General features: G+C 70.2%; 24 protein-coding genes. 9 read left to right on the top strand and 15 right to left on the bottom strand.

Annotation, left to right across the window (positions count from 1 at the left end):
- Nucleotides 1-46 precede the first annotated feature (46 nt).
- The 5 genes from AB0G04_RS27495 to AB0G04_RS27475 form a co-directional block, all read right to left on the bottom strand.
- Nucleotides 47-1,444: a cellulase family glycosylhydrolase gene (locus AB0G04_RS27495; protein WP_360988163.1), complete on the bottom strand. Its 1,398-nt coding sequence runs from the start codon at nucleotides 1,442-1,444 to the stop codon at nucleotides 47-49.
- A gap of 112 nt (nucleotides 1,445-1,556) precedes the next feature.
- Entirely contained in the window at nucleotides 1,557-2,576 is a 1,020-nt protein-coding gene (locus AB0G04_RS27490) for an ABC transporter ATP-binding protein (protein WP_360988161.1), read from the bottom strand.
- Nucleotides 2,573-3,331 carry an ABC transporter permease subunit gene (locus AB0G04_RS27485; RefSeq protein WP_360988159.1) on the bottom strand — a complete coding sequence of 253 codons (759 nt, stop codon included), beginning with the start codon at nucleotides 3,329-3,331 and terminating at the stop codon, nucleotides 2,573-2,575. Before AB0G04_RS27485 ends, AB0G04_RS27490 begins: the two co-directional genes overlap by 4 nt.
- Nucleotides 3,328-4,224: an ABC transporter permease gene (locus AB0G04_RS27480; protein WP_360988157.1), complete on the bottom strand. Its 897-nt coding sequence runs from the start codon at nucleotides 4,222-4,224 to the stop codon at nucleotides 3,328-3,330. Before AB0G04_RS27480 ends, AB0G04_RS27485 begins: the two co-directional genes overlap by 4 nt.
- Nucleotides 4,217-5,338: an ABC transporter substrate-binding protein gene (locus AB0G04_RS27475; RefSeq protein ID WP_360988155.1), complete on the bottom strand. Its 1,122-nt coding sequence runs from the start codon at nucleotides 5,336-5,338 to the stop codon at nucleotides 4,217-4,219. The genes AB0G04_RS27480 and AB0G04_RS27475 overlap by 8 nt, the downstream gene beginning before the upstream one ends.
- 543 nt (nucleotides 5,339-5,881) lie before the next feature.
- Between AB0G04_RS27475 and AB0G04_RS27470 the strand changes: the two genes are divergently transcribed.
- A complete protein-coding gene (locus AB0G04_RS27470; protein ID WP_360988153.1) occupies nucleotides 5,882-6,169 on the top strand; it encodes a DUF1905 domain-containing protein in 288 nt (95 codons plus the stop codon).
- On the opposite strand, the gene AB0G04_RS27465 is transcribed toward AB0G04_RS27470, so the two are convergent.
- Nucleotides 6,166-6,564, bottom strand: coding sequence for an SRPBCC family protein (locus AB0G04_RS27465; protein ID WP_360988151.1), 399 nt, complete (start codon nucleotides 6,562-6,564; stop codon nucleotides 6,166-6,168). The two genes, AB0G04_RS27470 and AB0G04_RS27465, sit on opposite strands and share 4 nt — an antisense overlap.
- Nucleotides 6,565-6,777: 213 nt before the next feature.
- Here AB0G04_RS27465 and AB0G04_RS27460 point away from each other — a divergent pair, with 213 nt between their 5' ends.
- Nucleotides 6,778-7,200 (top strand): hypothetical protein, encoded by a 423-nt coding sequence (locus AB0G04_RS27460; protein WP_360988149.1) that lies wholly within the window; start codon nucleotides 6,778-6,780, stop codon nucleotides 7,198-7,200.
- Nucleotides 7,201-7,429: 229 nt separating this feature from the next.
- Here AB0G04_RS27460 and AB0G04_RS27455 read toward each other — a convergent pair whose 3' ends face one another.
- The 4 genes from AB0G04_RS27455 to AB0G04_RS27440 are packed head-to-tail and all read right to left on the bottom strand — an operon-like array spanning nucleotide 7,430 to nucleotide 10,888.
- Nucleotides 7,430-7,987, bottom strand: coding sequence for a hypothetical protein (locus AB0G04_RS27455; protein WP_360988147.1), 558 nt, complete (start codon nucleotides 7,985-7,987; stop codon nucleotides 7,430-7,432).
- Between the two features lie 31 nt (nucleotides 7,988-8,018).
- Complete coding sequence (locus AB0G04_RS27450; RefSeq protein ID WP_360988145.1) at nucleotides 8,019-8,825, bottom strand: class I SAM-dependent methyltransferase; 807 nt, start codon at nucleotides 8,823-8,825, stop codon at nucleotides 8,019-8,021.
- A gap of 46 nt (nucleotides 8,826-8,871) precedes the next feature.
- Nucleotides 8,872-10,671 (bottom strand): glycoside hydrolase family 15 protein, encoded by a 1,800-nt coding sequence (locus tag AB0G04_RS27445; RefSeq protein ID WP_360988143.1) that lies wholly within the window; start codon nucleotides 10,669-10,671, stop codon nucleotides 8,872-8,874.
- A 31-nt stretch (nucleotides 10,672-10,702) separates the two neighbouring features.
- A complete protein-coding gene (locus AB0G04_RS27440; protein WP_360988141.1) occupies nucleotides 10,703-10,888 on the bottom strand; it encodes an antitoxin in 186 nt (61 codons plus the stop codon).
- A 93-nt stretch (nucleotides 10,889-10,981) separates the two neighbouring features.
- Here AB0G04_RS27440 and AB0G04_RS27435 point away from each other — a divergent pair, with 93 nt between their 5' ends.
- On the top strand, nucleotides 10,982-12,436 hold the full coding sequence (locus AB0G04_RS27435; protein ID WP_360988139.1) for an ATP-binding protein: 1,455 nt from the start codon (nucleotides 10,982-10,984) through the stop codon (nucleotides 12,434-12,436).
- Nucleotides 12,437-12,445: 9 nt separating this feature from the next.
- Nucleotides 12,446-12,832 carry a RidA family protein gene (locus tag AB0G04_RS27430; RefSeq protein ID WP_360988137.1) on the top strand — a complete coding sequence of 129 codons (387 nt, stop codon included), beginning with the start codon at nucleotides 12,446-12,448 and terminating at the stop codon, nucleotides 12,830-12,832.
- A gap of 25 nt (nucleotides 12,833-12,857) precedes the next feature.
- Here the strand turns inward: AB0G04_RS27430 and AB0G04_RS27425 are convergent, their stop codons facing one another.
- Nucleotides 12,858-14,309, bottom strand: a complete 1,452-nt coding sequence (locus AB0G04_RS27425) for a helix-turn-helix domain-containing protein (protein ID WP_360988135.1) — start codon at nucleotides 14,307-14,309, stop codon at nucleotides 12,858-12,860.
- A gap of 129 nt (nucleotides 14,310-14,438) precedes the next feature.
- On the opposite strand from AB0G04_RS27425, the gene aceA reads away from it, so the two are divergent.
- Together aceA and aceB are read left to right on the top strand one after the other, a co-directional pair.
- A complete protein-coding gene (aceA, locus tag AB0G04_RS27420) occupies nucleotides 14,439-15,725 on the top strand; it encodes an isocitrate lyase (protein ID WP_360988133.1) in 1,287 nt (428 codons plus the stop codon).
- A 35-nt stretch (nucleotides 15,726-15,760) separates the two neighbouring features.
- Nucleotides 15,761-17,386, top strand: a complete 1,626-nt coding sequence (gene aceB / locus AB0G04_RS27415) for a malate synthase A (protein ID WP_360988131.1) — start codon at nucleotides 15,761-15,763, stop codon at nucleotides 17,384-17,386.
- 56 nt (nucleotides 17,387-17,442) lie between these two features.
- Here aceB and AB0G04_RS27410 read toward each other — a convergent pair whose 3' ends face one another.
- Nucleotides 17,443-18,084: a VOC family protein gene (locus AB0G04_RS27410; RefSeq protein WP_360988129.1), complete on the bottom strand. Its 642-nt coding sequence runs from the start codon at nucleotides 18,082-18,084 to the stop codon at nucleotides 17,443-17,445.
- A 137-nt stretch (nucleotides 18,085-18,221) separates the two neighbouring features.
- Here AB0G04_RS27410 and AB0G04_RS27405 point away from each other — a divergent pair, with 137 nt between their 5' ends.
- The 3 genes from AB0G04_RS27405 to AB0G04_RS27395 all read left to right on the top strand — a co-directional run bounded on the left by AB0G04_RS27405 (nucleotide 18,222) and on the right by AB0G04_RS27395 (nucleotide 21,316).
- Nucleotides 18,222-19,382, top strand: a complete 1,161-nt coding sequence (locus tag AB0G04_RS27405; protein WP_360988127.1) for a sensor histidine kinase — start codon at nucleotides 18,222-18,224, stop codon at nucleotides 19,380-19,382.
- Nucleotides 19,379-20,053, top strand: coding sequence for a response regulator transcription factor (locus tag AB0G04_RS27400; RefSeq protein WP_360988125.1), 675 nt, complete (start codon nucleotides 19,379-19,381; stop codon nucleotides 20,051-20,053). The genes AB0G04_RS27405 and AB0G04_RS27400 overlap by 4 nt, the downstream gene beginning before the upstream one ends.
- A gap of 75 nt (nucleotides 20,054-20,128) precedes the next feature.
- Entirely contained in the window at nucleotides 20,129-21,316 is a 1,188-nt protein-coding gene (locus tag AB0G04_RS27395) for an alpha/beta hydrolase (RefSeq protein WP_360988123.1), read from the top strand.
- Between the two features lie 22 nt (nucleotides 21,317-21,338).
- Here AB0G04_RS27395 and AB0G04_RS27390 read toward each other — a convergent pair whose 3' ends face one another.
- The 3 genes from AB0G04_RS27390 to AB0G04_RS27380 form a co-directional block, all read right to left on the bottom strand.
- A complete protein-coding gene (locus AB0G04_RS27390; protein ID WP_360988121.1) occupies nucleotides 21,339-21,728 on the bottom strand; it encodes a hypothetical protein in 390 nt (129 codons plus the stop codon).
- Between the two features lie 239 nt (nucleotides 21,729-21,967).
- On the bottom strand, nucleotides 21,968-22,630 hold the full coding sequence (locus tag AB0G04_RS27385) for a phosphatase PAP2 family protein (RefSeq protein ID WP_360988119.1): 663 nt from the start codon (nucleotides 22,628-22,630) through the stop codon (nucleotides 21,968-21,970).
- Between the two features lie 221 nt (nucleotides 22,631-22,851).
- Nucleotides 22,852-23,154, bottom strand: a complete 303-nt coding sequence (locus tag AB0G04_RS27380) for a DUF1905 domain-containing protein (RefSeq protein ID WP_360988117.1) — start codon at nucleotides 23,152-23,154, stop codon at nucleotides 22,852-22,854.
- Nucleotides 23,155-23,220: the final 66 nt, after the last annotated feature.

Genomic DNA, 23,220 nt, shown 5'->3' with positions numbered 1-23,220 from the left:
CGGGCCCGCCCGGTGGAAGGGAGGCGGGCCCGGCGGAGTCGGTGGGTCAGGCGCGGATGCGGTTGCGCAGAAGCGCCCCGGACTCGGTCAGCGAGCCGGTGCCGGCGAAGCTGCCGGCGCTGCAGGTGCCCGGCTTGAGCGCCGCGCTGCCCTCGTTGGCGTCGGAGTACGTCCAGTTGGCGTAACCGATCTTCAACCGGTCCAGCAGATCGAACCAGGCGTTGCTGCTGGCCGTGTCGACCGCGCCGCCACCGGTGTAGGTCACCGTGCCGAACTCGGTCACGAACAGCGGCAGCGAGGCCGCCGCGCGCTCCACCTCGGCGCGGTAGTTGTCCTTGTGGGAGGCCGCGTAGTAGTGGAACGCGTACATGATGTTCGAGGCGTTGACCGGGTTGGCGACGATCTCCGAGGAGTTGCCGCCCTCCGAAACGCCCAGTGACGACCAGCCGCGGCTGCCGATGATGATGACCGCGTCCGGGTCGTTCGCCCGGATCACCGGGATGACCTGCTCGGCGTAGTTCTTGATCTGCGCCCAGCTGACACCGTTCGGCTCGTTGGCGATCTCGTAGATCACGTTCTTCTTGGCCGCGTGCCGGGCCGAGACCTGGGCGAAGAAGGTCTTCGCGCGCTCCAGGTTGAACGCCGGGTCACCAGGGGTGAGGATGTGGAAGTCGATCATCGCGTACATGCCGCGCTCGGTCGCTTCCTCGACGAGGTTGTTGACGCGGCTGGTGAAACCGGCCGGGTCGGTCTCGTAACCCTGCTCCTGTACGTACATCGCGATCCGGAACAGGTCGGCGTTCCACTCCTTGGCGAGCACGTCGAGCGAGGAGTCGGTGTAGCAGTTCGGGAACCACTGGATGCCGTGCGTGCTCATGCCCTTGAGCTGGACCACCTGGCCGCGCTCGTTGCACAGCTTGGTGCCGCAGACCCGGAGCTGCCCGTTGACCTGCACCGGAGTGCCGTTGACCGGCGGGGTGCTGGTGGACGGCGACACGGAGACCGAAGGCGACGGCGACACTACCGAAGGCGACGGCGATCCGGGCGTTGTCGTGCCGGTGCAGGCCTGGCCGTTGACCAGACAGCTCGTCGGGCGGCCGGTGCCGCTGGCGATGAACCCGAAGCTGGTCGACGCGCCCGGCGCGATGGTGGCGTTCCAGCCCACCGGCGTGAACGTGTAGGTGCTGCCGCTGACGGCCTGCGTGGTGTTCCAGGACTGGGTCACGCTCGTGCCGGCCGGGAAGGTCAGCTCGACCTTCCACGTGTTGATCTGCGACGACGTGTTGTTGTTGACGGTCACCTGGCCCTGGTAGCCGTTGTTCCAGGTGCTCTGGACGGTGAACGCCGCCGTCTCCGCGCTCGCCGGGAGCGCGAAGAAGGCGGCGGTGGAGGCCGCGGCCACGGCGAACACCGTGGCTAGGATGGTTGCGGTTCGGCGTTTCACGAATCATCACCTCGGGGGATGGTCGCGGGTCGCCGCGGAGAACGGCAGTGGGGGAACCCGCGCTGGGAGCGCTCCCAGGGTCTCCGACTGTAACCCCTGTGATAAGCGTCGTCTATTCCAGGGCGACGGCCACCGGCTGAATCGTGATCCGCACCGGCGTGCCGGGCGCCAGTTCCGGCAAGCGCCCGCTCGGCACCTGCGCCACCACCAGATGGTCGTCGACGGCTACCGTGACCCGGCTCAGTGACCCGAGAAAGCTGCTGGTCAGAACCCGTGCCGCGGAGTCCGGGTCGGGGACCGCCTCGATCGCCTCGGGCCGGATCAGCGCGGTCACCGCTCCGCCGGTGTGCGGCGTGACAAGCGGCAACCGGTGCCCGAGGACCTCGACGGTGCCGCCGGTGACGGTCCCCGGCAGCCGGTTGCTCAGCCCCACGAAGTCGGCCACGAACGCGGTTGCCGGCCGCAGGTACACCTCCGACGGCGTGGCCAGCTGCTCCAGCCGTCCGGCGCGCATCACACCGACCCGGTCGGCGATCGCCAGCGCCTCCTCCTGATCGTGGGTGACGAACAGGGTGGTCGTGCCGACCTCGGTCTGGATGCGGCGGATCTCGTCGCGCAGCTGCACCCGTACCTTGGCGTCGAGCGCTGACAGCGGTTCGTCCAGCAGCAGCACCTGCGGCTCGATGGCCAGCGCCCGGGCCAGGGCGACCCGCTGCTGCTGGCCGCCGGAGAGCTGATGCGGATACCGGGTTGCCTCGTTCTCCAGGCCGACGAGCGCGAGCATCTCCCGAGCCTTCGCCGACGTTTGCCTGAGGCTACGCAGCCGCAGTCCGAACTCGACGTTCTGCAACGCGCTGAGGTGCGGGAACAGGCTGTACGCCTGGAACACCATGCCCATGCCGCGCTTGTTGGCCGGCAGCCGCGTGACGTCCTTGCCCCCGACCAGGACCCGGCCGGCGGTCACCTCCTCCAGGCCGGCGAGGATCCGCAGGGCGGTGGTCTTGCCGCAGCCGGACGGCCCGAGCAGCGCGACCAGCTCGCCCGGCTCGATCGACAGGTCCAGGTCGTCGAGGGCCTGCACAGCGCCGAACGTGCGGCGCAGCCCGTCGAGGTGAACGGCGACGCCGGTCATGAGGTCTTCCCCTTCTTCGAAGAGCCCGCCAGGGACAGCACGAGCAGCAGGACGAACGCCAGCAGCAGCGCCGCCAGCGACACCGCCACCGACACGGTCGCGCTGCTCTTGCCCAGATACTCGATGGCGACCTGCAGGTTGGTGCGGTGAAGCAGCGACGCGATGGTGAACTCGCCGAGCACCAGGGCCACGGTCAGGAAAGCGGCCGACAGCACCGCCGAGCGGATGTTCGGCAGCACCACCCGCCAGATCACCGTCGTCCAGCCGGCGCCGAGACTACGGGCCGCCTCGGCCAGCGTCTTCACGTCGATCGCGGACAGACCGGTGTCGATCGCCCGGTACGCGTACGGCAGCACCAGGATCGTGTAGGCGAACACCAGCGTCAGCGACGAGCCGCCGATCAGGTAGTTGACCCAGGCGTAGACGGGGGCCAGGCCGACGACGAGCACGATCGCCGGGATGGTCAGCGGCAGCAGGCAGAGGAACTCCACCAGCCGGCGCAGTCCCGGCAGCCGCAGGCGTACCCAGACAGCGGTCGGCACCAGCAGCACCAGCATCAGCACCGACGTGAGCGCGGCCTGCGCCAGCGAGGCGAGGATGCCCTCGGCCAGAGCCGGGTACTCGGCACTGAGCCGGGGCCAGTCCACCAGCAGCGGCCAGGTCCGCGGGTCCCGGGTGCTGAACTCCACCATGGCGACCAGCGGCAGCAGGAAGAACACGCCCATCACCGTCAGGACGGTCCACCTGAAGATCACCCTAGCCACTTGGCGGTCCTCTTCTGCAGCAGGGAGTAGAGGGTCATCACCACGGCCACCACGACGACCATGCCCAGCGCCATGGCCTTGCCCAGGTTGGCCTGGCCGAGCACCACCTCACTGGTCAGCGCGCCGCGGATCTGCAGCGGGACGATCGGGCTGCCCTGACTGACCAGAGCCGCCGCGGTGGCGTACGCGGAGAAGGCGTTGGCGAAAAGCAGCAGCGTCGAACCGAGGAACGCCGGCGCGAGCAGCGGCCCGGCCACCCGCGTCCAGTACTGCCAGGTGTTGCCGCCCAGGCTGACGTGCGCCTCGCGCCACTGCGGCCGGATGCCATCCAGCGCGGGCAGGAAGACGATCACCATGAGCGGGATCTGGAAGTAGGTGTAGACGAGGGTCAAACCCGGAAGTTCGAAGAGCCAGACCCCGTTCGCGTACGGATCAAGCCCGTTCTCCTGAAGCCAGACGGTGAGGAATCCGGACAGGCCGATGGTCGCCAGGAAGGCGAACGCCAGCGTGACGCCGCCGAACTGCGCGAGCACCCCGGCCGCCGCCGTGACCATCCGGCGCAGCAGACCGTCGGGCTTTCCGGTGACCAGCGCGTACGCCAGCAGAGCACCGAGCACCGCGCCGATGATCGCACTCGACGCCGACAGGGTGATGCTGCGGCCGAACGCCGCCACGATGTACTCGTCACCCAGGGCGCTCACGTTGGCGAGGGTGAAACCGCGGCCGCCGTCGCCGGTGAACGCGCCGATAACCACGGTCAGCGTCGGGATGACCAGGAAGATCGTCACATAGGCGAAGAACGGCACAGTACCGAGCAGGGCGGCGCCCCGCAGGCGTGGCCGCCGGGCCACGCGCTGCGGAGCGTCCGCGCCGACCTCAGCCAATGGCCTTGGCCCAGTTCGCGGTCAGGTACTCCTTGGCCTTGGTGCTCTGCGCCTCGGTCGGGATCACCGGGGTGCCGTCCACCTTGGGCAGTGCGGCGAACGCGGTCGCGTCGATGGTGCCGGCCTTCTGCATGGCGTCGGCGCGGACCGGGCGGGCGCCGCCCTTGAGCCACAGGTTCTGGCCCTCGTCGGAGTAGAGGAACTCCTGCCACAGCCGGGCCGCGGCCGGATGCGGAGCATCCTTGTTGACGGCCTGCACGTAGTACGAGCCGAGCACGGCCCCCGACGGCACGAACACCTTCCAGGTGGGCAGCTTCTTCGACTGGGCGGCGTTCAGGTAGTCCCAGTCGAAGACGACCGGGGTCTGGCCGGACTCGATGGTCGCCGGCGTCGGGTCGACAGGCAGGAAGTTGCCGGCCTTCTTCAGGTTGCCGAAGAACTCGACGCCCTTCGTGATGTCCTCGACGGTGCCGCCGTTGGCGAGCGACGCCATCTGCACGCCACCGAACGCGGCACCGGCCTGCGTCGGGTCGCCGTTGAGCGCCACCTTGCCCTTGTACTCCGGCTTCAGCAGGTCGGCGACAGCGGCCGGGGCGGGAACCTTGGCGCTGTCGTAGCCGATCGACATGTAGCCGCCGTAGTCGTTGACCCACGTACCGTTGGCGTCCTTCAGGGTGTCCGGGATCTCGGCGAACTTCTCCACCTTGTACGGGGCGAACATCGCGGTGTTCGCGGTCGCCACCGAGACGCCCAGGTCGAACACGTCCGGAGCGGTGTCCTGACCCTTGAGCTGGGTGGCCGCGTTGATCTCGTCCTGGCTGGACCCGTCCGGCTGAGCAGAGTTGACCTTGATGCCGTACTTGTCGCCGAAGGCCTTGATGATCTCGCCGTAGTTGGCCCAGTCCGGCGGCAGCGCGATGACGTTGAGCGCGCCCTCCTTCTTGGCCTCGGCGATCAGGGCGTCCAGGCCGCCGAGGTCGGCGGCGCTGGTGGCGGTGGCGGCGCCGCTCGTGGCGGCCTCCGACTCCTTCTCCGGCGGCGAGCAGGCACCGCCGAAAGCGACTATCGCGGCGGCCGTCAGGGTGGCGGCCGCTGAGCGGGCAAGGGTGCGCACTGTGTTCCTCCTTCTGCGGCACCGGCGACCCGATGCGCGCTGGTGGATCATGGAAGTGCCGGGTGGAGGGCAGGCATACAGCATCCGACCGCGGGGCGAATTCGGCCCTTCCGTCGTCGCCTGGCGTTTCCCTGCACTTTTCCACGCCGCGTTAATGATCGAAAGCAGTCGTTGAACGACTGTTACGTCTTTCGCTCCGGCATCAGCCCGAGTGCCGTCCCATTCTCAGGTTGCGGCCCGGATGGCGGACGGGTTGCCGACCCCCGGGTGTCTCGCTGTGCGCGACCTCGCAGGCCCCGCCCCAGGCTCCGGTGACGCGTGTCCTCCCCGCCCGGTTTGCCGCGAGATCGCCGTGCACCTCGCGCCGGCCCGGTGACCGCGCGGCGTGGGTGACTCTGCTCGCGCTGAGCGCGATCATGATGATGCTGCACCTGGGCAAAACCCGGAAGGGCCGACGCTCGCGGTGGTACTGGCCGTGCCGGGCCTCCAGGCCCTGCTCGGTGCGGTGTCCTTGACGGTACGGGGGAAGCGCGCGGAGTGACGATGCGACTGACGTTCGACGGCGAGATCATCTACTGGCGGGGTCCCGCCCCGCACCACTTCGTCCCGGTGCCCGAAGACGGATGCCAGGCCCTCGCCGACGCGTCGTCGCTGGTCAGCTACGGCTGGGGAATGATACCGGTGACGGTCCGCCTCGGCGGCTCGGAATGGACCACGTCGCTGTTCCCCAAGGACGGCGGCTACCTCGTCCCGATCCGCGCCGCGATCCGCCGGACCGAGTCGCTGGACGCCGGCGACCCGGTCACCGTCGAACTGCTGATCGACGTCTAAGCGGCGCGCTCCACGACCTCCTTGAGCCGGCTCAGATCCGCCTGAACCAGGCCGGCGTCCCGGTCGAACTCCTCGTCGGTCGTGCCCGGTAGGCGGAGCAGCGTGAACATGATCTCCGAGCTGTCCTTGCCGGCCGGGATGACCCGCATCGGCGCGTAGACCTCGTCCGCACCGGGCGGCCGGACCCAGTGGTCGAGGACGCCGTGGTCGTTACGCGGCGTGAAGATCAGCTCAGCGCCGTCATCGCCGATCAGCCAGCGGTCGCCCTCCCTCGTGACCGTGGTGGCCAGGCCGGACGCCCACTGCGGCAGGTTCGCCGGATCGGCCGCGAACTCGTACACGCGGTCGGCCGGAAGGTCGATGTGCTCGCTCAGGTACCGGGATGCGGAAGTCACTCCGGCATCCTCGCAGAAAGCCGGGCCGCTTCGACGGCGTACCCGATTGATCGACATGGTCCGTATCCGCCGGCACAAGCCCGAGACAGCGCCACCGCGCAGCCGGTTCCAGTCAGCTGGCTTGTGGCGCTGTCTCAGCGCGCCTGAGACAGCGGCACGAGCCAGCTGCTCCGGTGCGGTACCGTCGCGGGCCGGGTTGGCGGGCGGAGGGTGATGACTGCGGGGATCGGGTGGCGTTCGGCTCCGATGGGGCGTGCGGTTCTGGTCGTCATCGAGGCGGCGCCGCGACCGTTGCAGGGAGTGCTCACTCAGGCCGAACTCGACCGGCTACGGCCCGTCCTCGACGCCACCGTCGATGCGGCCCGGGAGGGCGAGTTCAGCAGGATCCGGCTGCGGGACGCGGCCCGTGATGCCATCGGCCGCGATCCGTTCCGCCAAGCCGAATCGGAGGACGACGACGGTGACCGTTGGTGGCCGTCCCTCATGATTCTCGGCGGCTTGATGGCCTGTCTCAGTCCGGATCGCCCGCTGTGGCTGCGGGTGGTCGGCGGGCTGGTCCTGGTCGCCGGGCTCTTCGAGGTGATTCAGTTGCTGCGCCGTACGCGCCGCCGCCGGGCCGCCCGCAACGCCTCCTGAGCGTGGTGCGTTCCGCGGGGTGGGGGCGTCTTGGCCGCCGGGAGTGGCGCTGGGGGCACCGGCCAGCGGGCGTCTTGGGTCGCCTCAACCCGGGAGTGGCGCTGGAGGGTCCGGCCGCCGGGCGTCTTGGGCCGCCTCAGCCCGGGAGTGGCGTTGGGGGCCCGGCCACCGCTGATCGTCGCGAGGATGGCACGACCGGGTGCCGCGTAGCCGTACCGCAGGAAGGTTTTCAGGTTCGGCCCCGGCGACCGCGCCGGATACCGCGAGCCGGGGGAGCGGCCGCGATGAGGTGATCGGGCCAGATCGCGCGGACCTGGCCCTGCGCCTCGAAGTCGGTGGCAAGCTCGGTCAGCATCCGGACGGCCTCGGCAACCTGGTCGTCCGTCCATGGTGGATCGCCGGTCCCGCGGGCGTCCCACGCCTTGCGGGCCAACGCCGGCGCCTGCTCGGGGATGCCCGTCTCGACCGCGTGGTGGACCATGCCCGCGAGTACTTCGGCCAGGCTGAGGTTGTGCTTGTTGGCGTCCAGGACACGCTTGCTGCGGGCGGCCGCGTCGTGCCGGGGCTTCCCGTTCACTACCCGCATGTTGGAGAAGACCGCACCGGCCGCGATCGAGCCGAACACGCCGCCCGGCATCTCGAAGGTGCGTTCGGTGGCGAAGTGTGCCAGATCGTGGGGCACCCGATATCTCCGGTCGTAGCCGGGCAGCTGCAGGGTCACCCCGTCGGACCGGTGGAGCGTCGCCACGGTCGACCCGGTGGTGCTGTGTGCGAACACGACCAGCATGCCGACATGTTGCCACCCGGTCGGCGCGAAGTCATCGTCCGGACGTCTGGCGTACACCGATCGCCAGCAGATGTGCGCTGGCGGCCACGATCTCCGGCTCGGTGCCGCAGATCCGGGCCAGCTGCAGCGCGCCGTCGAAGACACTCTGCTCGGCGGGGGTGCCGGCGGTGGCGTCGGCGGCTCCCCAGGCCGGGCCCTCTACGCCGTGCACCACGATTCCGGTGAGCCCGGCCTCGCGGAGCTCGGTGATCAGGTCCGCCACCCGGTGGAAGTACGCGTGGGTGAACCCGAGTCCCGGATGGTTGATGCCGTCGGCCAGGATCTGCCGCGACTCCTCGACGATCGCCGGGGTGAGCCGTCCCGTGACGGCGAAGTCGATCGGCCCGGCGAAACGGGAGATCGCCGCGGCCACCACCACCCCGCCCGGACGGGTCACCCGGACCGCCTCACGCAGAGCCCGCACCCGGTCGTCGCGGTCCTGCAGGTGGTAGAGCGGTCCGAGCAGCAGCGTCGCGTCGTGGGCGGCGTCCGGCTCGGGCAGTTCGCGGGCGTCGCCGACGACCGCGTCGATCGGCGGCTGCCCGGATCTGGCCTGCTCGACGTGTGCGGGCACCAGGTCGACGAGCCGCACCCGGTAGCCGGCGCCGAGCAGCGGGCGGGCGTAGGCGCCGGGACCGCCGCCCACGTCCAGGATCGAGGCGGGAGCCGGTGGCAGGAACTGCTCCAGCAGCTCCATCGTGCGGATTCGCTCCAGCCGGAACGCGCCGCGCCGATCGAGGCGGCCCGCCTCGTCGTATCCGGTGTAGAAGCTGACGATCTCCTCGAGTCTCTGATCCACGATGGAGATACTGGCAAGGCGGCCCGGCCCGGGGCAGCCGATTTTCTCAGCGCAGGCCTTCGCGGGCCCGGGCCTCGGTCGGCGCGAGGCAGCTCGTCAGGGTCCGCGCCGTGTCGATCAGCGGCACGTGGCTGAATGCCTGCGGGAAGTTCCCGACCAGCCGGCCCGTCTCCGTGTCGTACTCCTCCGACAACAGCCCGACGTCGTTGCGCAGCGCCAGCAGCCGGGCGAACGTCTCCCGTGCCTCCTCCTGGCGGCCCATCAGCGCGTAGTTGCCGGCCAGCCAGAACGTGCACGCCAGGAACGCGCCCTCACCCGGCGGCAGGCCGTCCACGTCGACGTCGTGGCGCTGCGTGTAACGCTGCACGAAGCCGTCCACCAGCAGATGCTCCTCGATCGCGGCGACCGTGCCGCGCACCCGCTCGTCGTCGGCCGGCAGGAATCCGACGAGCGGCACCATGAGCAGTGCCGCGTCCAGTTCGGACGATCCGTAGAACTGTGTGAACGTACGCCGCTCCGGGTCGTACCCCTTGGTCAGGATGTCCTCGCGGATCTCCGCGCGCAGCCGTTCCCATCGCTCGCGGGGGCCCGGCAGGCCGAACTCGTCGATCGCCTTGACGGCCCGGTCGGCCGCCACCCAGGCCATCAGCTTCGAGTGGGTGAACTGGCGCGGACCGCCGCGTACCTCCCAGATACCCTCGTCCGGGTCGCGCCAGTGTTCCTCGACGAACTCCATCAGCTGCACCTGCAGGCCCCACGCCGGGTCGTCGGCCTTCAGACCGGCCCGCCGGCCCTGGTGCAGCGCGTCCATCACCTCGCCGTAGACGTCCAGCTGGAACTGGTCGGCCGCGGCGTTGCCGATCCGCACCGGATTGCCGTCGTAGCCGGTCAGCCAGGTGGCCTGGTACTCGTCGAGGCGCCGCTCGCCGGCCACCCCGTACATGATCTGCAGCTCGGCCGGATCACCGGCGATGGCCCGCAGCAGCCACTTGCGCCACGCGATGGCCTCGCTCTGGAAACCGGAGAACAGCAGGGACTGCAGGGTGATCGTGGCGTCGCGCAGCCAGCAGAACCGGTAGTCCCAGTTGCGTACCCCGCCGAGTTTCTCCGGCAGGCTGGTGGTCGCCGCCGCGACGATCCCACCGGTCGGCGCGTACGTCAGCGCCTTCAGCGTGAGCAGCGAGCGGACCACGGCATCGCGCCACTCGCCCTCGTACGTGCACGCCGACACCCAGCCACGCCAGTAACCCTCGGTGACACCCAGCTGGTGCACCGGGTCGATCGCCTCCGGTTCCGGCAGGTGCGAGGGCTGCCAGGTGAGCATGAACGGCACCCGGTCGCCGGACTGCACGGTGAAGGTTCCGCGGGTGGCCAGGTTCTCGCCGTGCAGGGCGACGGGGGTGCGCAGCCACACCGCGTCCGGCCCGGCGACCGCGACCAGCGAGTCGTGCTCCCGGTAGACCCAGGGCACCACCTTGCCGTAGTCGAACCGCAGCCGCAGCACCGTCTCCAGGTCGACCTGCCCGCGGACGCCCTCGACGATCCGCACCACGGCCGGGGGCCCGGACCTTGGCGGCATGAAATCGATGAGCCGGACCACCCCGCCCGCCGTCTCGAACTCGGTCTCCAGGACCATCGTCTCGTGCCGGTACCGGCGGCGCACCGTGTACTCCCCGGCCGGAGCGATCCTCCAGTGCCCGTTCTCGTCGTGACCGAGCAGGGCGGCCAGGATCGCGGCGGAGTCGAACCGTGGCACACACAGCCAGTCGATCGAACCGTTGCGCCCGACGAGCGCGCACGTCTGGGTGTCCGCGATGATCGCGTAGTCCTCGATCGGCAGTGCCATGCCACGGCTCTTACCCCGGGCGCCTGAATTCTCAACGCGGAACGGTGTCGCCTTCCCCGGTCCGCTTCTGCGCCTCGTCCACACCCCGGTCGATCTGTCCGGAGTACTTGTTGCCGGTGCGCTCGTCGATCTGGTCGCCGGCCTTCTCCAGGCCCTGATCGACCTGCTCGTCATGCTGGTCGGCGAAGTTCTTGGCCTTGTCCATGAAGTCACTCATGGCTCCGGGATGCCCGGCCCCGGACCGATCAAACCGGCCGGTCGTGCGTATCCGTGTCACGCTGGGGGAATCCACACCGCGGAGGGAAAAGTCATGACCGACGCGAGTTTTGCCCGGCCGCACACCGAGACCTTCGAGCATGCGGGCGCGACCGTCGACCTGGTCGACGCCGCAACCCTGCTCGCCGCCGCCCGGGTCAACCGGGTCGATCTGCTGCGGCGGGCCGACTGGCCGGAACCGGTGCAGCGGGTCGACCTGACCGTCGACGGCACCGGCGGGCCCGAGCACGTCTTCACCGCCCGGATAGTCCTGCTCGCCCCGACCGAGGCCACCGAGCAGCGGATGCGGGAGCTGGTGCTCGGCCGCGACCCGCTCGGCCTGCTGCTGGCCCGCCGGATCGCCGCCGGGGACCAGGTGGTGACCCGGATCGTCGACGGCGTCGGTACGGCCGCCGCCGCGGCGTACCGCAAATTGGGTCTGGAGAAGCCGGTGGAACGCGAACCGGAACTTCTCGCCGACGCCGCCGCCGGAATCGAGGCGACCGTGACCTACCGTGACGGTGGCACTGTCGCCGAGCTGGAGTCGCGAGTGCCGCGCGACGATGTCGGCGTCGCCCACCTGCGCGCGTTCGTCACCCTGACCCTGCAGGCCGTCCTCGAGCTCGCGGGCACCGGATCGCTCGACGGCCGCCGCTACGTGATCAGCCGGGAGAACCTGCCGCGGAATCCGGCGACCACGTCATCGGTCACCCTCGACATGGTCGGCGGCCTCGCCGAGGTGGTCGGCGAGCTGCGCCAGATAGCCGTCTCCTTCCGGCATCCCGAGGCGATGGCACGGTGGGGAGCCCGTCGCCCCCAGGGCCTGCTGATGTACGGACCGCCCGGCACCGGCAAGACCATGCTGTCCCGCGCCCTGGCGAACGAGATCGGCGCCGACTTCCGGGAGATCCGCACCCCGGAGATCCTCGACAAGTGGCTCGGCGGCTCGGAACGCAACATCAAACGGATCTTCCGGGAGGCACGCGGATACCGGCGGCCGACGCTGATCCTGTTCGACGAGTTCGACTCGATCGTCAGCTACGCCGGGGTGGGCGGCGACGCGGCGAGCCAGGCCCTCAACGCCGTCGCCGGCATCTTCAAGCAGGAAATGAACGACCTGATCGAGGAGAACCCGAACGTCATCGTGGTGGCCACCACGAACTTCCCGAACCGGGTCGACGAGTCCCTGATCCGTTCCGGACGCTTCGACGTGAAGATCAGCGTCCCTAAGCCGGACGAGAACGCACGGGCCGAGATCTTCCGCAAGATGATCCGTGCGCTGATTAACGCCCACGAGAACCCCGGTTTCCGGATGTTCGCCGACGACCTCGACCTGGCCGCCCTGGGGGTCGCGAGCACCGGCATGACCGGTGCGGACATCAAGGAGGTGCTGCGCCGGGTCCAGCTCGCCAAGGCGATGCAGGAGGCCCGCGGCGACTCGGCCGGCCCCATCACCCAGGACGAACTGGTGGCCGCCGTCCGCAATCTCCGAGGCGGTCCGTCCGTCTAGGCTGGACGGATGCCGAGCCTCGAGTTTCCCGCCGCGCCCTCAGTGAACGGTTACAGCCACGCCGTCGTCGTCGCGCCGGGCAGCCGGATCGTCCACACGGCCGGCCAGGTGGCGATCGACGCCGACGGCGGGATCCCCGACGGGTGGGAGGAACAGACACGGCTGGTGTTCCGCAACCTGGGTGCGGTGCTGGCGTCTGCCGGTGCCGGCTGGGGTGACGTGGTGAAACTGACCTACTTCGTGACCGGCGTCGACCAGTTGCCGACGATCCGGCGGATCCGCGACGAGTTCGTCGACGTGGCGCGTCCCCCGGCCAGTTCGCTGGTCCAGGTGGCCGGCCTCTTCCTACCCGGCCTGCTGATCGAGATCGAGGCCGTGGCCGCGGTGCCGGCATGACGGTCGACGTGCGGTAGGAGAACTTTCAGGATCGGCGCTCCAGGAAGTCGTACACGTCGCGGTTGTCGACGCCCGGGAAGGTGCCCGGCGGCAGGGCGGCCAGCAGGTGTGAGTGCACGCGGGCGCTGGGCCAGGCGTTGCCGGCCCACCGGTCGATCAGCTGGGCCGGTGGCCGGCGGCAGCAGTCCGGGTCGGGACAGTGCGAGACGGTACGCCCGGACACGTCGCCGCCGCGGAACCAGCGGGCGTGCTCGTACGGCGTGCCGACGGTGACCGAGAACAGCCCCGAACTGGTCGCCTCCACGTGCACGGTGCACCAGTACGTGCCGGCCGTCGTATCGGTGAACTGGTAGAACGACGAGTACGGGTCCTCGGCCTCGAACACCGTCCGCGACGCCCACTTGCGGCACACCGGCTGTCCCTCGATCGCGCCGGTCACGTCGGACGGGAAGCGGACGTTGTCGTTCTCGTAAGCCTTGTAGACGATGCCGCTCTCGTGCACCCGGGCGAAGTGCACCGGGATGCCGAAGTGATGGGTGGCCAGGTTGGTGAACCGGTGCGCCGCCGTCTCGTAGGAGACCCCGAACGCGTCCCGGAAGTCGTCGATCGCCAGCGCCCGGTCGGCCTTCGCCTCGGCCAGGAAGTCGACGGCGAATCGCTCCGGCATGAGCAGCGCCGCGGCGAAGTAGTTGACCTCGACCCGCTGGCGCAGGAAGTCACCGTAGTCGGCCGGGTCGTTGTGCCCGAGGACGAAGTGCCCGAGGGTCTGCAGCACGACGGCCCGCGGGTCGTGGCCCTTACCGCTGGCCACCTGTGGGAGATAAATTCTGCGGTTCTTCAGGTCGGTGACCGATCGGGTGGAGCTCGGCAGGTCGTTGACGTAGTGCAGGCTGAACCCGATCTGGGCGGCGATGTCGAGGATGCCGCGCTGGGACAGCGGGCCGGTCGTGTGCCGTACCGACTGAAGGACCTCGGCCGCCGCCTGTTCGATCTCGGCGAAGTAGTTGTTCCGCCGGCGCATGTCGGCGCGCAGCTGCGCGTTGGCGCGCCGCGCCACCTCCGGGGTGGCGGTCTGCTCGGTGAGCACCCGGTTCAGCTCGCGGTGCATGCCGATCAGCGATTCCAGGGCGTCGGCCGGCAGACGCCGCCCCGCCTTCACCACTGGCAGGCCGAGCGCCTGGTAGGCGGGGTTCTGCTGGAAGTGCGCCAGTTCGATCTCGAGACCGGCGCGACGGCTCGGCGCTTCCGGACGGAGAAGATCCTGCATCGGTACGCCCAGCGCGCCGGCGATCGACTGGAGCACCGACAGTTTGGGCTCACGTTTGCCGTTCTCGATGAGCGACAGCTGTGACGGCGCCCGGCCGACCGCGTCGCTGAGCTGGTCGAGGGTCAGGCCACGCGTGCGGCGCAGGTGCCGGAGGCGCTGTCCGAGGGTCACCAGATCGACGGAGGTCTCGGAGGAAGGTGAAGCGGTCACGGGTTTCACGTTAACAGAATTTCTTCACTTCTTTCACAGCCAAGGGCCTTCAGAGGGGCTGGTGCGATCCATGAGAGTGAAGTTCTTCCACGAGGAAGAACGCGACAGGGCAGGAAAGGGATTTCTCTGATGACTGAGTCGACCGAGAACCGGGGCGGTACCGCTGAGGACCTCACCCGGGAGTGGGCCAGTAACCCCCGCTGGGCCGGAGTCAAGCGCGACTACACCGCGCAGGACGTCGTGCGGCTGCGGGGCACCCTGCAGGAGCGGCACACGCTGGCCGAGCGCGGTGCCGCGAAGCTGTGGGACCTGCTGCACACCGAGGACTACATCAACGCCCTCGGTTCGCTGACCGGTGGCCAGGCGACCCAGATGGTGCGCGCCGGCCTCAAGGCGATCTACCTGTCCGGCTGGCAGGTCGCCGCCGACGCGAACCTCTCCGGCCACACCTACCCCGACCAGTCGCTCTACCCGGCGAACTCGGTCCCCGCGGTGGTCCGCCGGATCAACAACGCGCTGCTGCGCGCCGACCAGATCGACACCGCCGCCGGACGCTACGAGCGCGACTGGTTCGCCCCGATCGTCGCCGACGCGGAGGCCGGTTTCGGTGGCCCGCTCAACGCGTTCGAGCTGATGAAGGGCATGATCGCGGCCGGTGCCGCGGGTGTGCACTGGGAGGACCAGCTCGCCAGCGAGAAGAAGTGCGGCCACCTGGGCGGCAAGGTGCTCATCCCGACCCAGCAGCACATCCGCACCCTGAACGCGGCCCGCCTCGCGGCCGACGTGGCCGGCGTGCCGACCCTGGTGATCGCCCGCACCGACGCGCTCGCCGCGGACCTGCTGACCACCGACGTCGACCCGCGTGACCAGCCGTTCGTCACCGGCGAGCGCACCTCCGAGGGCTTCTTCCGGGTCACCCCCGGCGACGACGCGGCGATCGCCCGCGGTGTCGCCTACGCCGACTACGCCGACATGCTGTGGGTCGAGACCGGCAAGCCCGACCTCGACTTCGCCCGCAAGTTCGCCGAGGCCGTACACGCCAAGCACCCCGGCAAGCTGCTGTCGTACAACTGCTCGCCGTCGTTCAACTGGAAGAAGAACCTGGACGACGACACGATCGCGCGCTTCCAGAAGGAACTCGGCGCGATGGGCTACAAGTTCCAGTTCGTCACCCTGGCCGGCTTCCACGCGCTCAACCACTCGATGTTCGAGCTGGCCCGCGGCTACGCCCAGACCGGCATGAGCGCCTACGTGAAGCTGCAGGAGGCGGAGTTCGCCGCCGAGGCCGACGGCTACACCGCCACCAAGCACCAGGCCGAGGTCGGCACCGGCTACTTCGACGCCGTCTCCACCGCGCTCAACCCCGACAGCAGCACCACCGCCCTGTCCGGCTCCACCGAGGCCGAGCAGTTCTAGGCCCGGTTCAGTAAGAAGAGGAAGGAAGACCAGACATGGGCGCCGAAGAGATCACCATCACCGGTACGACCGCAGGCCGCTACTCCGAGATCCTGACCGCTGAGGCCGTCGAGTTCATCGTGGCCCTTGACCGCGAGTTCGGTGCCCGCCGGGTGCAGCTGCTCGAGCGCCGCCGGCGCCGCCGGGCCACCCGCACCACCGACCTGGACTTCCTGGCCTCCACCCAGCACGTCCGGGACGACCTGTCGTGGCAGGTCGCCCCGGCCGCGCCAGATCTCACCGACCGGCGCGTCGAGATCACCGGCCCGCCGGAACGCAAGATGACCATCAACGCCCTCAACTCGGGCGCCAAGGTCTGGATGGCCGACTTCGAGGACGCGACGTCGCCCACCTGGGACAACGTGATCCTCGGCCAGCTCAACCTGCGCGACGCGCTGGACGGCACGCTCGACTTCACCGCGCCGGACGGCAAGCGCTACGAGATCGGCGCGCAGATGCCGACGATCATGGTCCGGCCGCGTGGCTGGCACCTGCCGGAATGCCACCTGCGGATCGGCGGCCGGGCCGTCTCCGCGTCGCTGTTCGACTTCGGTCTCTACCTGTTCCACTGCGGACAGCGGCAGATCGACCGGGGCAGCGGGCCGTTCTTCTACCTGCCGAAGCTGGAGTCGCATCTGGAGGCCCGCCTCTGGAACGACGTCTTCGTCTTCGCCCAGGAATACCTCGGCATCCCGCGCGGCACGATCCGGGCCACCGTCCTGATCGAGACGATCAACGCGGCGTTCGAGATGGAAGAGATCCTGTACGAGCTGCGCGAACACTCGGCCGGCCTGAACGCGGGCCGCTGGGACTACCTGTTCAGCATGATCAAGAACCGTCCGGACGTGGTCCTGCCCGAGCGCTCGCAGGTCACCATGACCGCGCCGTTCATGCGGGCGTACACCGAACTGCTGGTCAAGACCTGCCACAAGCGCGGTGCCCACGCGATCGGCGGGATGGCCGCGGTGGTGCCCAGCCGTGATCCGGTCGCCGCGAAGCGGGCCCTCAACCAGGTCCGCCAGGACAAGCGGCGCGAGGTCGGCGACGGCTTCGACGGCTCCTGGGTCGCGCACCCGGGCCTCGTCGAGACCTGCCGCGAGGTGTTCGACCAGTGGCTCGGCGACGAACCGCACCAGATCGTGCGCAAGCGCGACGACGTGCGGGTCACCGCGGCCGATCTGCTCGACATCAAGTCCACCTCGGTCACCGTCAGCGAGGTCGCGTTGCGTACCAACGTCAGCGTGGCGCTGCGCTACATCGCCGCGTGGCTGGGCGGCCGGGGCGCGGTGGCACTCGGCGGCCTGATGGAGGACGCGGCGACCGCCGAGATCTGCCGGGCCCAGCTCTGGCAGTGGATCTCCTCGGGCACCCCCACCGACTACGGCGTGCCGGTCACGGCGGGCCTGGTCACCCGGATGCTCCGCGAGGAGCTCGATGTCCTCAGCGAGACCGGCGCCCTGGACGAGGAAGCGGCCCGTTGTTTCGGCCAGGCGCGGACTCTGCTGACGGTCCTGCTCTCCGAGCGGACCTGCCCGGAGTTCCTCACCCTGCCGGCCTACCTACGGCACCTGGCCGGTGGGATGGCGGCTCCGGCGACCGCTCAGGCTCCTGTCGCGGCCTGATCGGTTGAGGGCGGGGCGGCGTGGTCTCGGTCCACGCCGCCCCGTTCGCACGTTCATCATTTCCTGTTCTGCCAGGTGCACAGGCAGAACTTGTTGCCCTCCGGGTCGGCCAGCACCCAGAAACTCGGTGCATCCGCGTCACTGACCAGCGTGCCGCCGGCCGCCAGCGCCCGATCGATACGCGGTTGCACCTCGGACGGGTCCACCCACAGATCGGGGTGCCACCGCTGGCGCGGTTCCTCATCCCCGGACCGCTGGAACCAGATCAACGGCACCTTGCCGTACGGGTCCCGCAGATCACCCTCGGCGTCGCGCGGACAGCCCAGCACCGCCTCCCAGAAGTCCAGCTGCTCCGGGACCCGCGGACTGTCCAGCGCCAGCTCCAGGATCACCAGCCCGTTCGCGTCCGCCGCGACACCGGCTGCATCAGCGAGCTCACTGATCGTCGCCGCCAGCCGCAGGTCCCGCCCGGTCACCGCGCCCACGTCGTGGCTGCTCAGCCGCACGTCGACATACGTGTACCGCAGATCCAGGTCGGGATGGTGATCAGCCGCCTCGGCCGCCGTGCCGATCGCGTTCACCAGCGCCAGGCCGGTCGCGAAGTCCCCGGTCCGCAGCCGGGTCCGCAGCGCGTTGCGCAGATAGACCCAGCCGCGCGGCATCCGCTCGGTGATCTCCGGTCCAGTCAGCTTCGTCATGCGCTCATGCTCGCACCGCGCCAAGGCATCGGCCCGCCGGTGGGGGACGCGCCACGCGAGCCGTCGCTGAAGCGCCCTTCGGGGCGGACGGCAGGTGTGGGTACGGCCGGCGGGGCCGGGGCTGTCAGGATGGGGCGGTGGGGTGGATCGATCACGTTCGTGGGGTGCTGACGGCCGAAGCCCAGCCGTTGCCTCCGATGGCCGGGGTCCGGGGGATCGGGTGGCTGCCACATGTGGCCGTCGTGGCCGGTGCCACTGTGCTCGGTCTGACCGGAGCGGACGGGCCGGCCACCATGCTGGCCGCCGTGCACGCGGTCACACTCGTGGTGGCGTTGCGCCGGCCGGTGCCGGCGTGGTGGCTGTCCCTGGCCCTGCTCGTCGCCATCCCGGTGGTTCACCCGCCTAGCCCGGCCAATCAGTTGTGGGCTCCGGTCGTACACGCGGGGGTGCTGTTGCTCGTGGCCCTGCGCAACCCGCCCGGAGTCGCGATGGTGGCCGTGGGGATCAGTGTCGTCGCGGTGGCGGGGCTGGGAGTGGCCGGTGGACGCGCCGGGTCATGGCAGATCGTCGCGTTCGCGATCGTGATCTTCGGGCTGGCCGCGGTTGCCGGCGGCGCCCGATGGAGTCACCGGCGGACCCGGGAACGTCTGGCGCGTGAACGGTCGCAGCGCGTGCTGCTGGAGGAGCGGGCCCGGATCGCGCGGGAGCTGCACGACGTCGTCGCCCACCACATGTCGCTGGTCGCGATCCAGGCCGACGCGGCACCGCACCGGGTCGCCGAGCCGCCGGAGGAACTGGTCGCCGCTTTCGCCGGCATCCGGGCCGGGGCTCTGGAGGCGCTCAAGGAGCTGCGGCAGGTGCTCGGCGTGCTGCGTGAGGGCGGCCCCGCCCCGGACGGCCCGCAGCCGGGTCTGGACCAGCTCGACGACGTACTCGTGCAGGTTCGCGAGGCCGGGCTGGACGTGACCGCGACCGTCGGTGGGGTCCGCCGGAGGTTGCCGCCGAGCGTGGAGCTGTCGGCGTTCCGGATCGTGCAGGAGGCGCTGAGCAACACGCTGCGCCATGCTCCGGGCTCCCGGGCGACCGTCGACATCGCCCATTCGGATGCCGGGCTGCGCGTACGCGTCGTCAACGGGCCCGCGTCCCGCCCCGCCGGGGAACGCGGGCGTTCCGGGCACGGCCTGCTCGGGATGCGCGAGCGGGTCGCGATGCTCGGCGGTGACCTGGCGGCCGGGCCCACACCGGACGGCGGCTACGAGGTGTCCGCCCTGCTGCCGGTCGGGGAGGACCCGCGATGACGATCCGTGTGCTGATCGCCGACGACCAGGCCATGGTCCGCGAGGCGTTCTCGATCCTGCTGGGCGCGCAGCCCGGCATCGAGGTGGCCGGCACCGCCGCCGACGGGCTGGAGGCGGTGGCACGGGCCGCCGGACTGCGTCCCGACGTGGTCGTGATGGACATCCGGATGCCGCGTCTCAACGGGATCGAGGCCACCCGCCGGATCACCGCCGACCCCGCCCTCGACTGCCGGGTGCTGGTACTGACCACGTTCGACCTGGACGAGTACGTCTACGAGGCGCTGCGTGCCGGAGCCAGCGGGTTCCTGCTCAAGGACGCCTCCGGGGTGCAGCTGGCCGAGGCGATCCGGGTCGCGCACGCCGGCGACGCGATTCTGTCACCGGTCGTGACGCGGCGCCTGATCGCCGAGTTCGCGCGCCTGGGCGGACCCCGGCGCCCGCCCGCCACGGTCCGCGCCGAGCGGCTCACCGAACGGGAGAACGAGGTGCTGGCCATGGTCGCGCGGGGCCTGTCGAACGCCGAGATCGCCGCCGAGCTGGTGCTGGCCGAGCAGACCGTCAAGACCCACGTGGGCCGCATCCTGGCCAAACTTCAGCTTCGCGACCGTACGCAGGCGGCCGTCTTCGCCTATGAGACGGGGATCGTCACGCCCGGCCGCATCGACCTGTAGTACCTGAGAGGTACGCCGGAATCTGGCTCCACGGCGTGACGCCCGCGGGTGGGTCCCGCCCATAGCGTCGGGTTCATGAACATCGACATCCGCAGGGTGGTACGGCTCACGGCGGGGGCGCTGGCCGCCGTCGCCGGCTCCCTGTTCGCCTTCCTGGCCGCGGCCGTCGTCCTCGGCGCGTGGTTCCCGGGGATCCCCAAGGCCGGGGTGGCCGGTCCGGTCCTGGCCGGGCAGTGGCCGTTCCACATCGTTCTCATCGCCCTCACCGGTACGGTCCTCGGGCTGATCGCCTGGCGGGCCGGCCTGGTCCGGTGGGGCCGGGTGCTCACCGTGGTCACGGCGGTCAGCGCCGCGGCCACGCTGGTCATCGCCGGTCTCCAGATCCGTGATGCGGTCCGCGCCGGCGCCGACGTCTCCGTGGGCGAGATCTTCACCGAGCTCGGCTATCCCGGTGCCGTCCCCGACGAGTCGGCGGTCTACGCCAGTCCCGGCGGGCAGCCGCTCACCGTCGACGCCTACCTGCCGGCGGCGGGGCCGGGTACTGCCGCACCCGCCGTCGTGCTCGCTCACGCGGGCGGCTTCCGGACCTTCGACAAGAGCGACCTTCGCGGTACGGCACGCTGGCTCGCCGACCACGGCGTGGCCGCCTACGCCGTCGACTACCGGCTGGCCACCGCCACCACGCCGACCTGGGACAAGGCGCCGCAGGACCTGGTGTGCACGCTCGGCTGGGTGCACGCGAACGCGGTCCGGCACCACGTCGACGCGGGCCGGATCTCGCTCGGCGGCATGTCCGCGGGCGGTGTCCTCGCCCTGGGCGCGGCGTACCGTCTGCACGACCGCACCATCACGTCGCCCTGCGGTCCCACTCCGGTTCCGCCCGCCTCGGTGATCGGCTTCTACGCCGGGTTCGACGTCGAGCAGATGTGGAACCTCGACGTGGACGGCAGCCGTGAGGCGGCTACCTGGTTCACCGGCGGTACGCCCGCCCAGTTCCCGGACCGCTACCGGGAGGTGTCGCCGAGCGCGCACCTCACACCGGGCCTCATGCCGACGCTGCTGCTCGTCGGTGACCGGGACCGCAGTGTCGCCGTGCCGACGGTCAAGGAGTTCGGGGCTGCGCTGACCCGCAGCGGGGCCGAGGTCCGGGTCGAGACGCTGGCCTTCGGTGTCCACGCCTTCGACGACGCCTACGGCAGCGTCGCGGCCCAGACCAGCCGGCGCATCCTGCTCGACTTCCTGACCGGGCCGGCCCGGGGCTGAGTGCCCCGGGCCGGTGCGGTCATCAGGGCAGATACCAGCCCGTGGCGTAGGTGTTCCACGCCAGCCGGTACTTGTTGATCGTCGAGAAGTGCCGGCTGGTGCAGTCGTTGACGTTCGGGCTCGAGACGGCGACCACGCCACTGGCACCCGCGTCGAACCGGCCGGTCACCACGTAGCCGTCCGAGTGGTAGTCGCAGACCGCGACGTTCCAGCCGGCGCTGGGGTGCGCGGTGACCGTGATCCGGCCGACCCGGATGGATCCCGCGTCGTTCCAGAGCTCCAGAATGCTGCCCGCCCCGTAGGGCTGGTACCTCGGTGCGACGGCGAGAGCCGGTGACGCCACCGCCGTCGCGCCGATCAGTCCCGCCAGGAGCACCGCCATCGCTCGCTTCGAAAGGCCTGTGATGCGCATCCGCTTCCTCCTTCCCGGCCACTCCCTCGGCGGCCGGCGGATTCCAGGCTGGATTCCGGGAGCCGGGCCGGGCAATGCGGAAATGTCCCTGACCTGGGCGTATCTGTCCCTCCAGACAGATAAGCCGGCACGGAAGCGGCGGCCGGATCCGTGGGGAACCAGCTCGAAGCGTCCGAACATCCTGTTCATCGTCGCCGGCGACCTCGGCTGGGGTGATCTGATCGACGCCCGCTGCCGCGTTACCGCTGACGGGCCGGTTCGCCGTCCGGCACCCGATCGGAGGCCCGGACGGCGAACCGCCGGAAAACCGCAAGCGTGATCACCGGGACGGCGGCGCCCAGCAGCAGGCCGGCGAGTACGTCACTGGTCCAGTGCACGCCGAGGACGACCCGGGTCAGCGCGGTGACCGGCGGGATGATCCACAGCCACCGCAGCCGCGGGAACACCACCACGAGCACGGCCACACCCAGGACGCTGTTGAGGGCGTGCCCCGACGGGAACGCGTAACCGATGGCATGGGACACCGGGTCGGGCAGCTCCGGACGGGCCCGTTCGAAAAGCAGTTTCAGCAGGCCGCCGAGCAGGCCGCCGGCGATCATCGTCACCGCCACCCACGCCGCCGTCCGCCGGGCCCGGCGCCGGACCAGCCAGATCACCAGGACGAGAGCGGCGACCCGGAACACGTTCGGGTGGAAGATGTTCGTCAGCCAGCTCATCACGGTGGTCAGGAATGGGCTGGCCTGCGCGACGTCGTGCAGGGTGTCCGTCACGTCCCGGTCGAGTTCGTGCAACGGCTGCCAGCCACCGGCCATCAGCGCCGCCAGCATGGCGAACGGGATCAGCAGCAGAACCGCCACCAGGGCGACTGCGCTGGCTCGTACCTCGGGTAGATCAGGCCGCATGACGAACCATTACCCCACACGGAACCCCCGAAGCTCCTGGCAGAACAACTCGGGTCCGCCGCCGGCCGGATGATCGGTCAGCCTGGTCCGGGCGGTGGAGAAGTCGTCGATCTGCCCGGTCGTGCTGCACCTGGTCCCCTGACAGCCAGGTCCTCACAGCTGTGCGGAACCGCTGTCTCGGGGGCCTTGAGGCGGCGGTGTGACAGCTGGGTAGTCAGGGGTCAGATGTCCAGCAGTTCGACGGCGACAACGGTGACATCGCCGGCGGACAGCGACTCGGAGGTGCGGACCGCCCGCTTGATCGGCAGCACATAGGCGTTGCGGCCGCTGTCCGGGAAGATCGACGTGGTCCAGACCGTCCCGCCGACGGTGACCCGGACCCGCAGCGATCCGAAGCCGCGCCGCAACCCGCCGGCCCGATGACGAATCTCCTCCGAGGCGTCGGTCGGCAAGCTGACGAACGTCCAGCTCTCGTCGCGCCGGGCGTCCCAGATCCACAGCTCACTCTCGAATTCGACCCGCACCCGCGCAGCATTCCACGGGGGTACGACAAATCGCCGATGCGGCTCGCCGACCCCGTCGCGACGACC

The sequence above is a fragment of the Actinoplanes sp. NPDC023801 genome, assembly GCF_040639655.1.
In the GTDB taxonomy this organism is placed as follows: Bacteria; Actinomycetota; Actinomycetes; order Mycobacteriales; family Micromonosporaceae; genus Actinoplanes.
Note: the sequence above shows the minus strand (reverse complement) of the source record. Positions and strands in the feature narration are given on the sequence as shown.

Excerpts from the sequence above, each read along its gene's own strand:
- AB0G04_RS27490 (WP_360988161.1), bottom strand. The coding sequence starts at position 2,576 with ATGACCGGCGTCGCCGTTCACCTCGACGGGCTGCGCCGCACGTTCGGC.
- AB0G04_RS27470 (WP_360988153.1), top strand. The coding sequence starts at position 5,882 with ATGCGACTGACGTTCGACGGCGAGATCATCTACTGGCGGGGTCCCGCC.
- AB0G04_RS27460 (WP_360988149.1), top strand. The coding sequence starts at position 6,778 with ATGACTGCGGGGATCGGGTGGCGTTCGGCTCCGATGGGGCGTGCGGTT.
- AB0G04_RS27455 (WP_360988147.1), bottom strand. The coding sequence starts at position 7,987 with ATGCTGGTCGTGTTCGCACACAGCACCACCGGGTCGACCGTGGCGACG.
- AB0G04_RS27445 (WP_360988143.1), bottom strand. The coding sequence starts at position 10,671 with ATGGCACTGCCGATCGAGGACTACGCGATCATCGCGGACACCCAGACG.
- AB0G04_RS27440 (WP_360988141.1), bottom strand. The coding sequence starts at position 10,888 with ATGAGTGACTTCATGGACAAGGCCAAGAACTTCGCCGACCAGCATGAC.
- AB0G04_RS27435 (WP_360988139.1), top strand. The coding sequence starts at position 10,982 with ATGACCGACGCGAGTTTTGCCCGGCCGCACACCGAGACCTTCGAGCAT.
- AB0G04_RS27430 (WP_360988137.1), top strand. The coding sequence starts at position 12,446 with ATGCCGAGCCTCGAGTTTCCCGCCGCGCCCTCAGTGAACGGTTACAGC.
- aceA (WP_360988133.1), top strand. The coding sequence starts at position 14,439 with ATGACTGAGTCGACCGAGAACCGGGGCGGTACCGCTGAGGACCTCACC.
- aceB (WP_360988131.1), top strand. The coding sequence starts at position 15,761 with ATGGGCGCCGAAGAGATCACCATCACCGGTACGACCGCAGGCCGCTAC.
- AB0G04_RS27410 (WP_360988129.1), bottom strand. The coding sequence starts at position 18,084 with ATGACGAAGCTGACTGGACCGGAGATCACCGAGCGGATGCCGCGCGGC.
- AB0G04_RS27400 (WP_360988125.1), top strand. The coding sequence starts at position 19,379 with ATGACGATCCGTGTGCTGATCGCCGACGACCAGGCCATGGTCCGCGAG.
- AB0G04_RS27395 (WP_360988123.1), top strand. The coding sequence starts at position 20,129 with ATGAACATCGACATCCGCAGGGTGGTACGGCTCACGGCGGGGGCGCTG.
- AB0G04_RS27390 (WP_360988121.1), bottom strand. The coding sequence starts at position 21,728 with ATGCGCATCACAGGCCTTTCGAAGCGAGCGATGGCGGTGCTCCTGGCG.
- AB0G04_RS27385 (WP_360988119.1), bottom strand. The coding sequence starts at position 22,630 with ATGCGGCCTGATCTACCCGAGGTACGAGCCAGCGCAGTCGCCCTGGTG.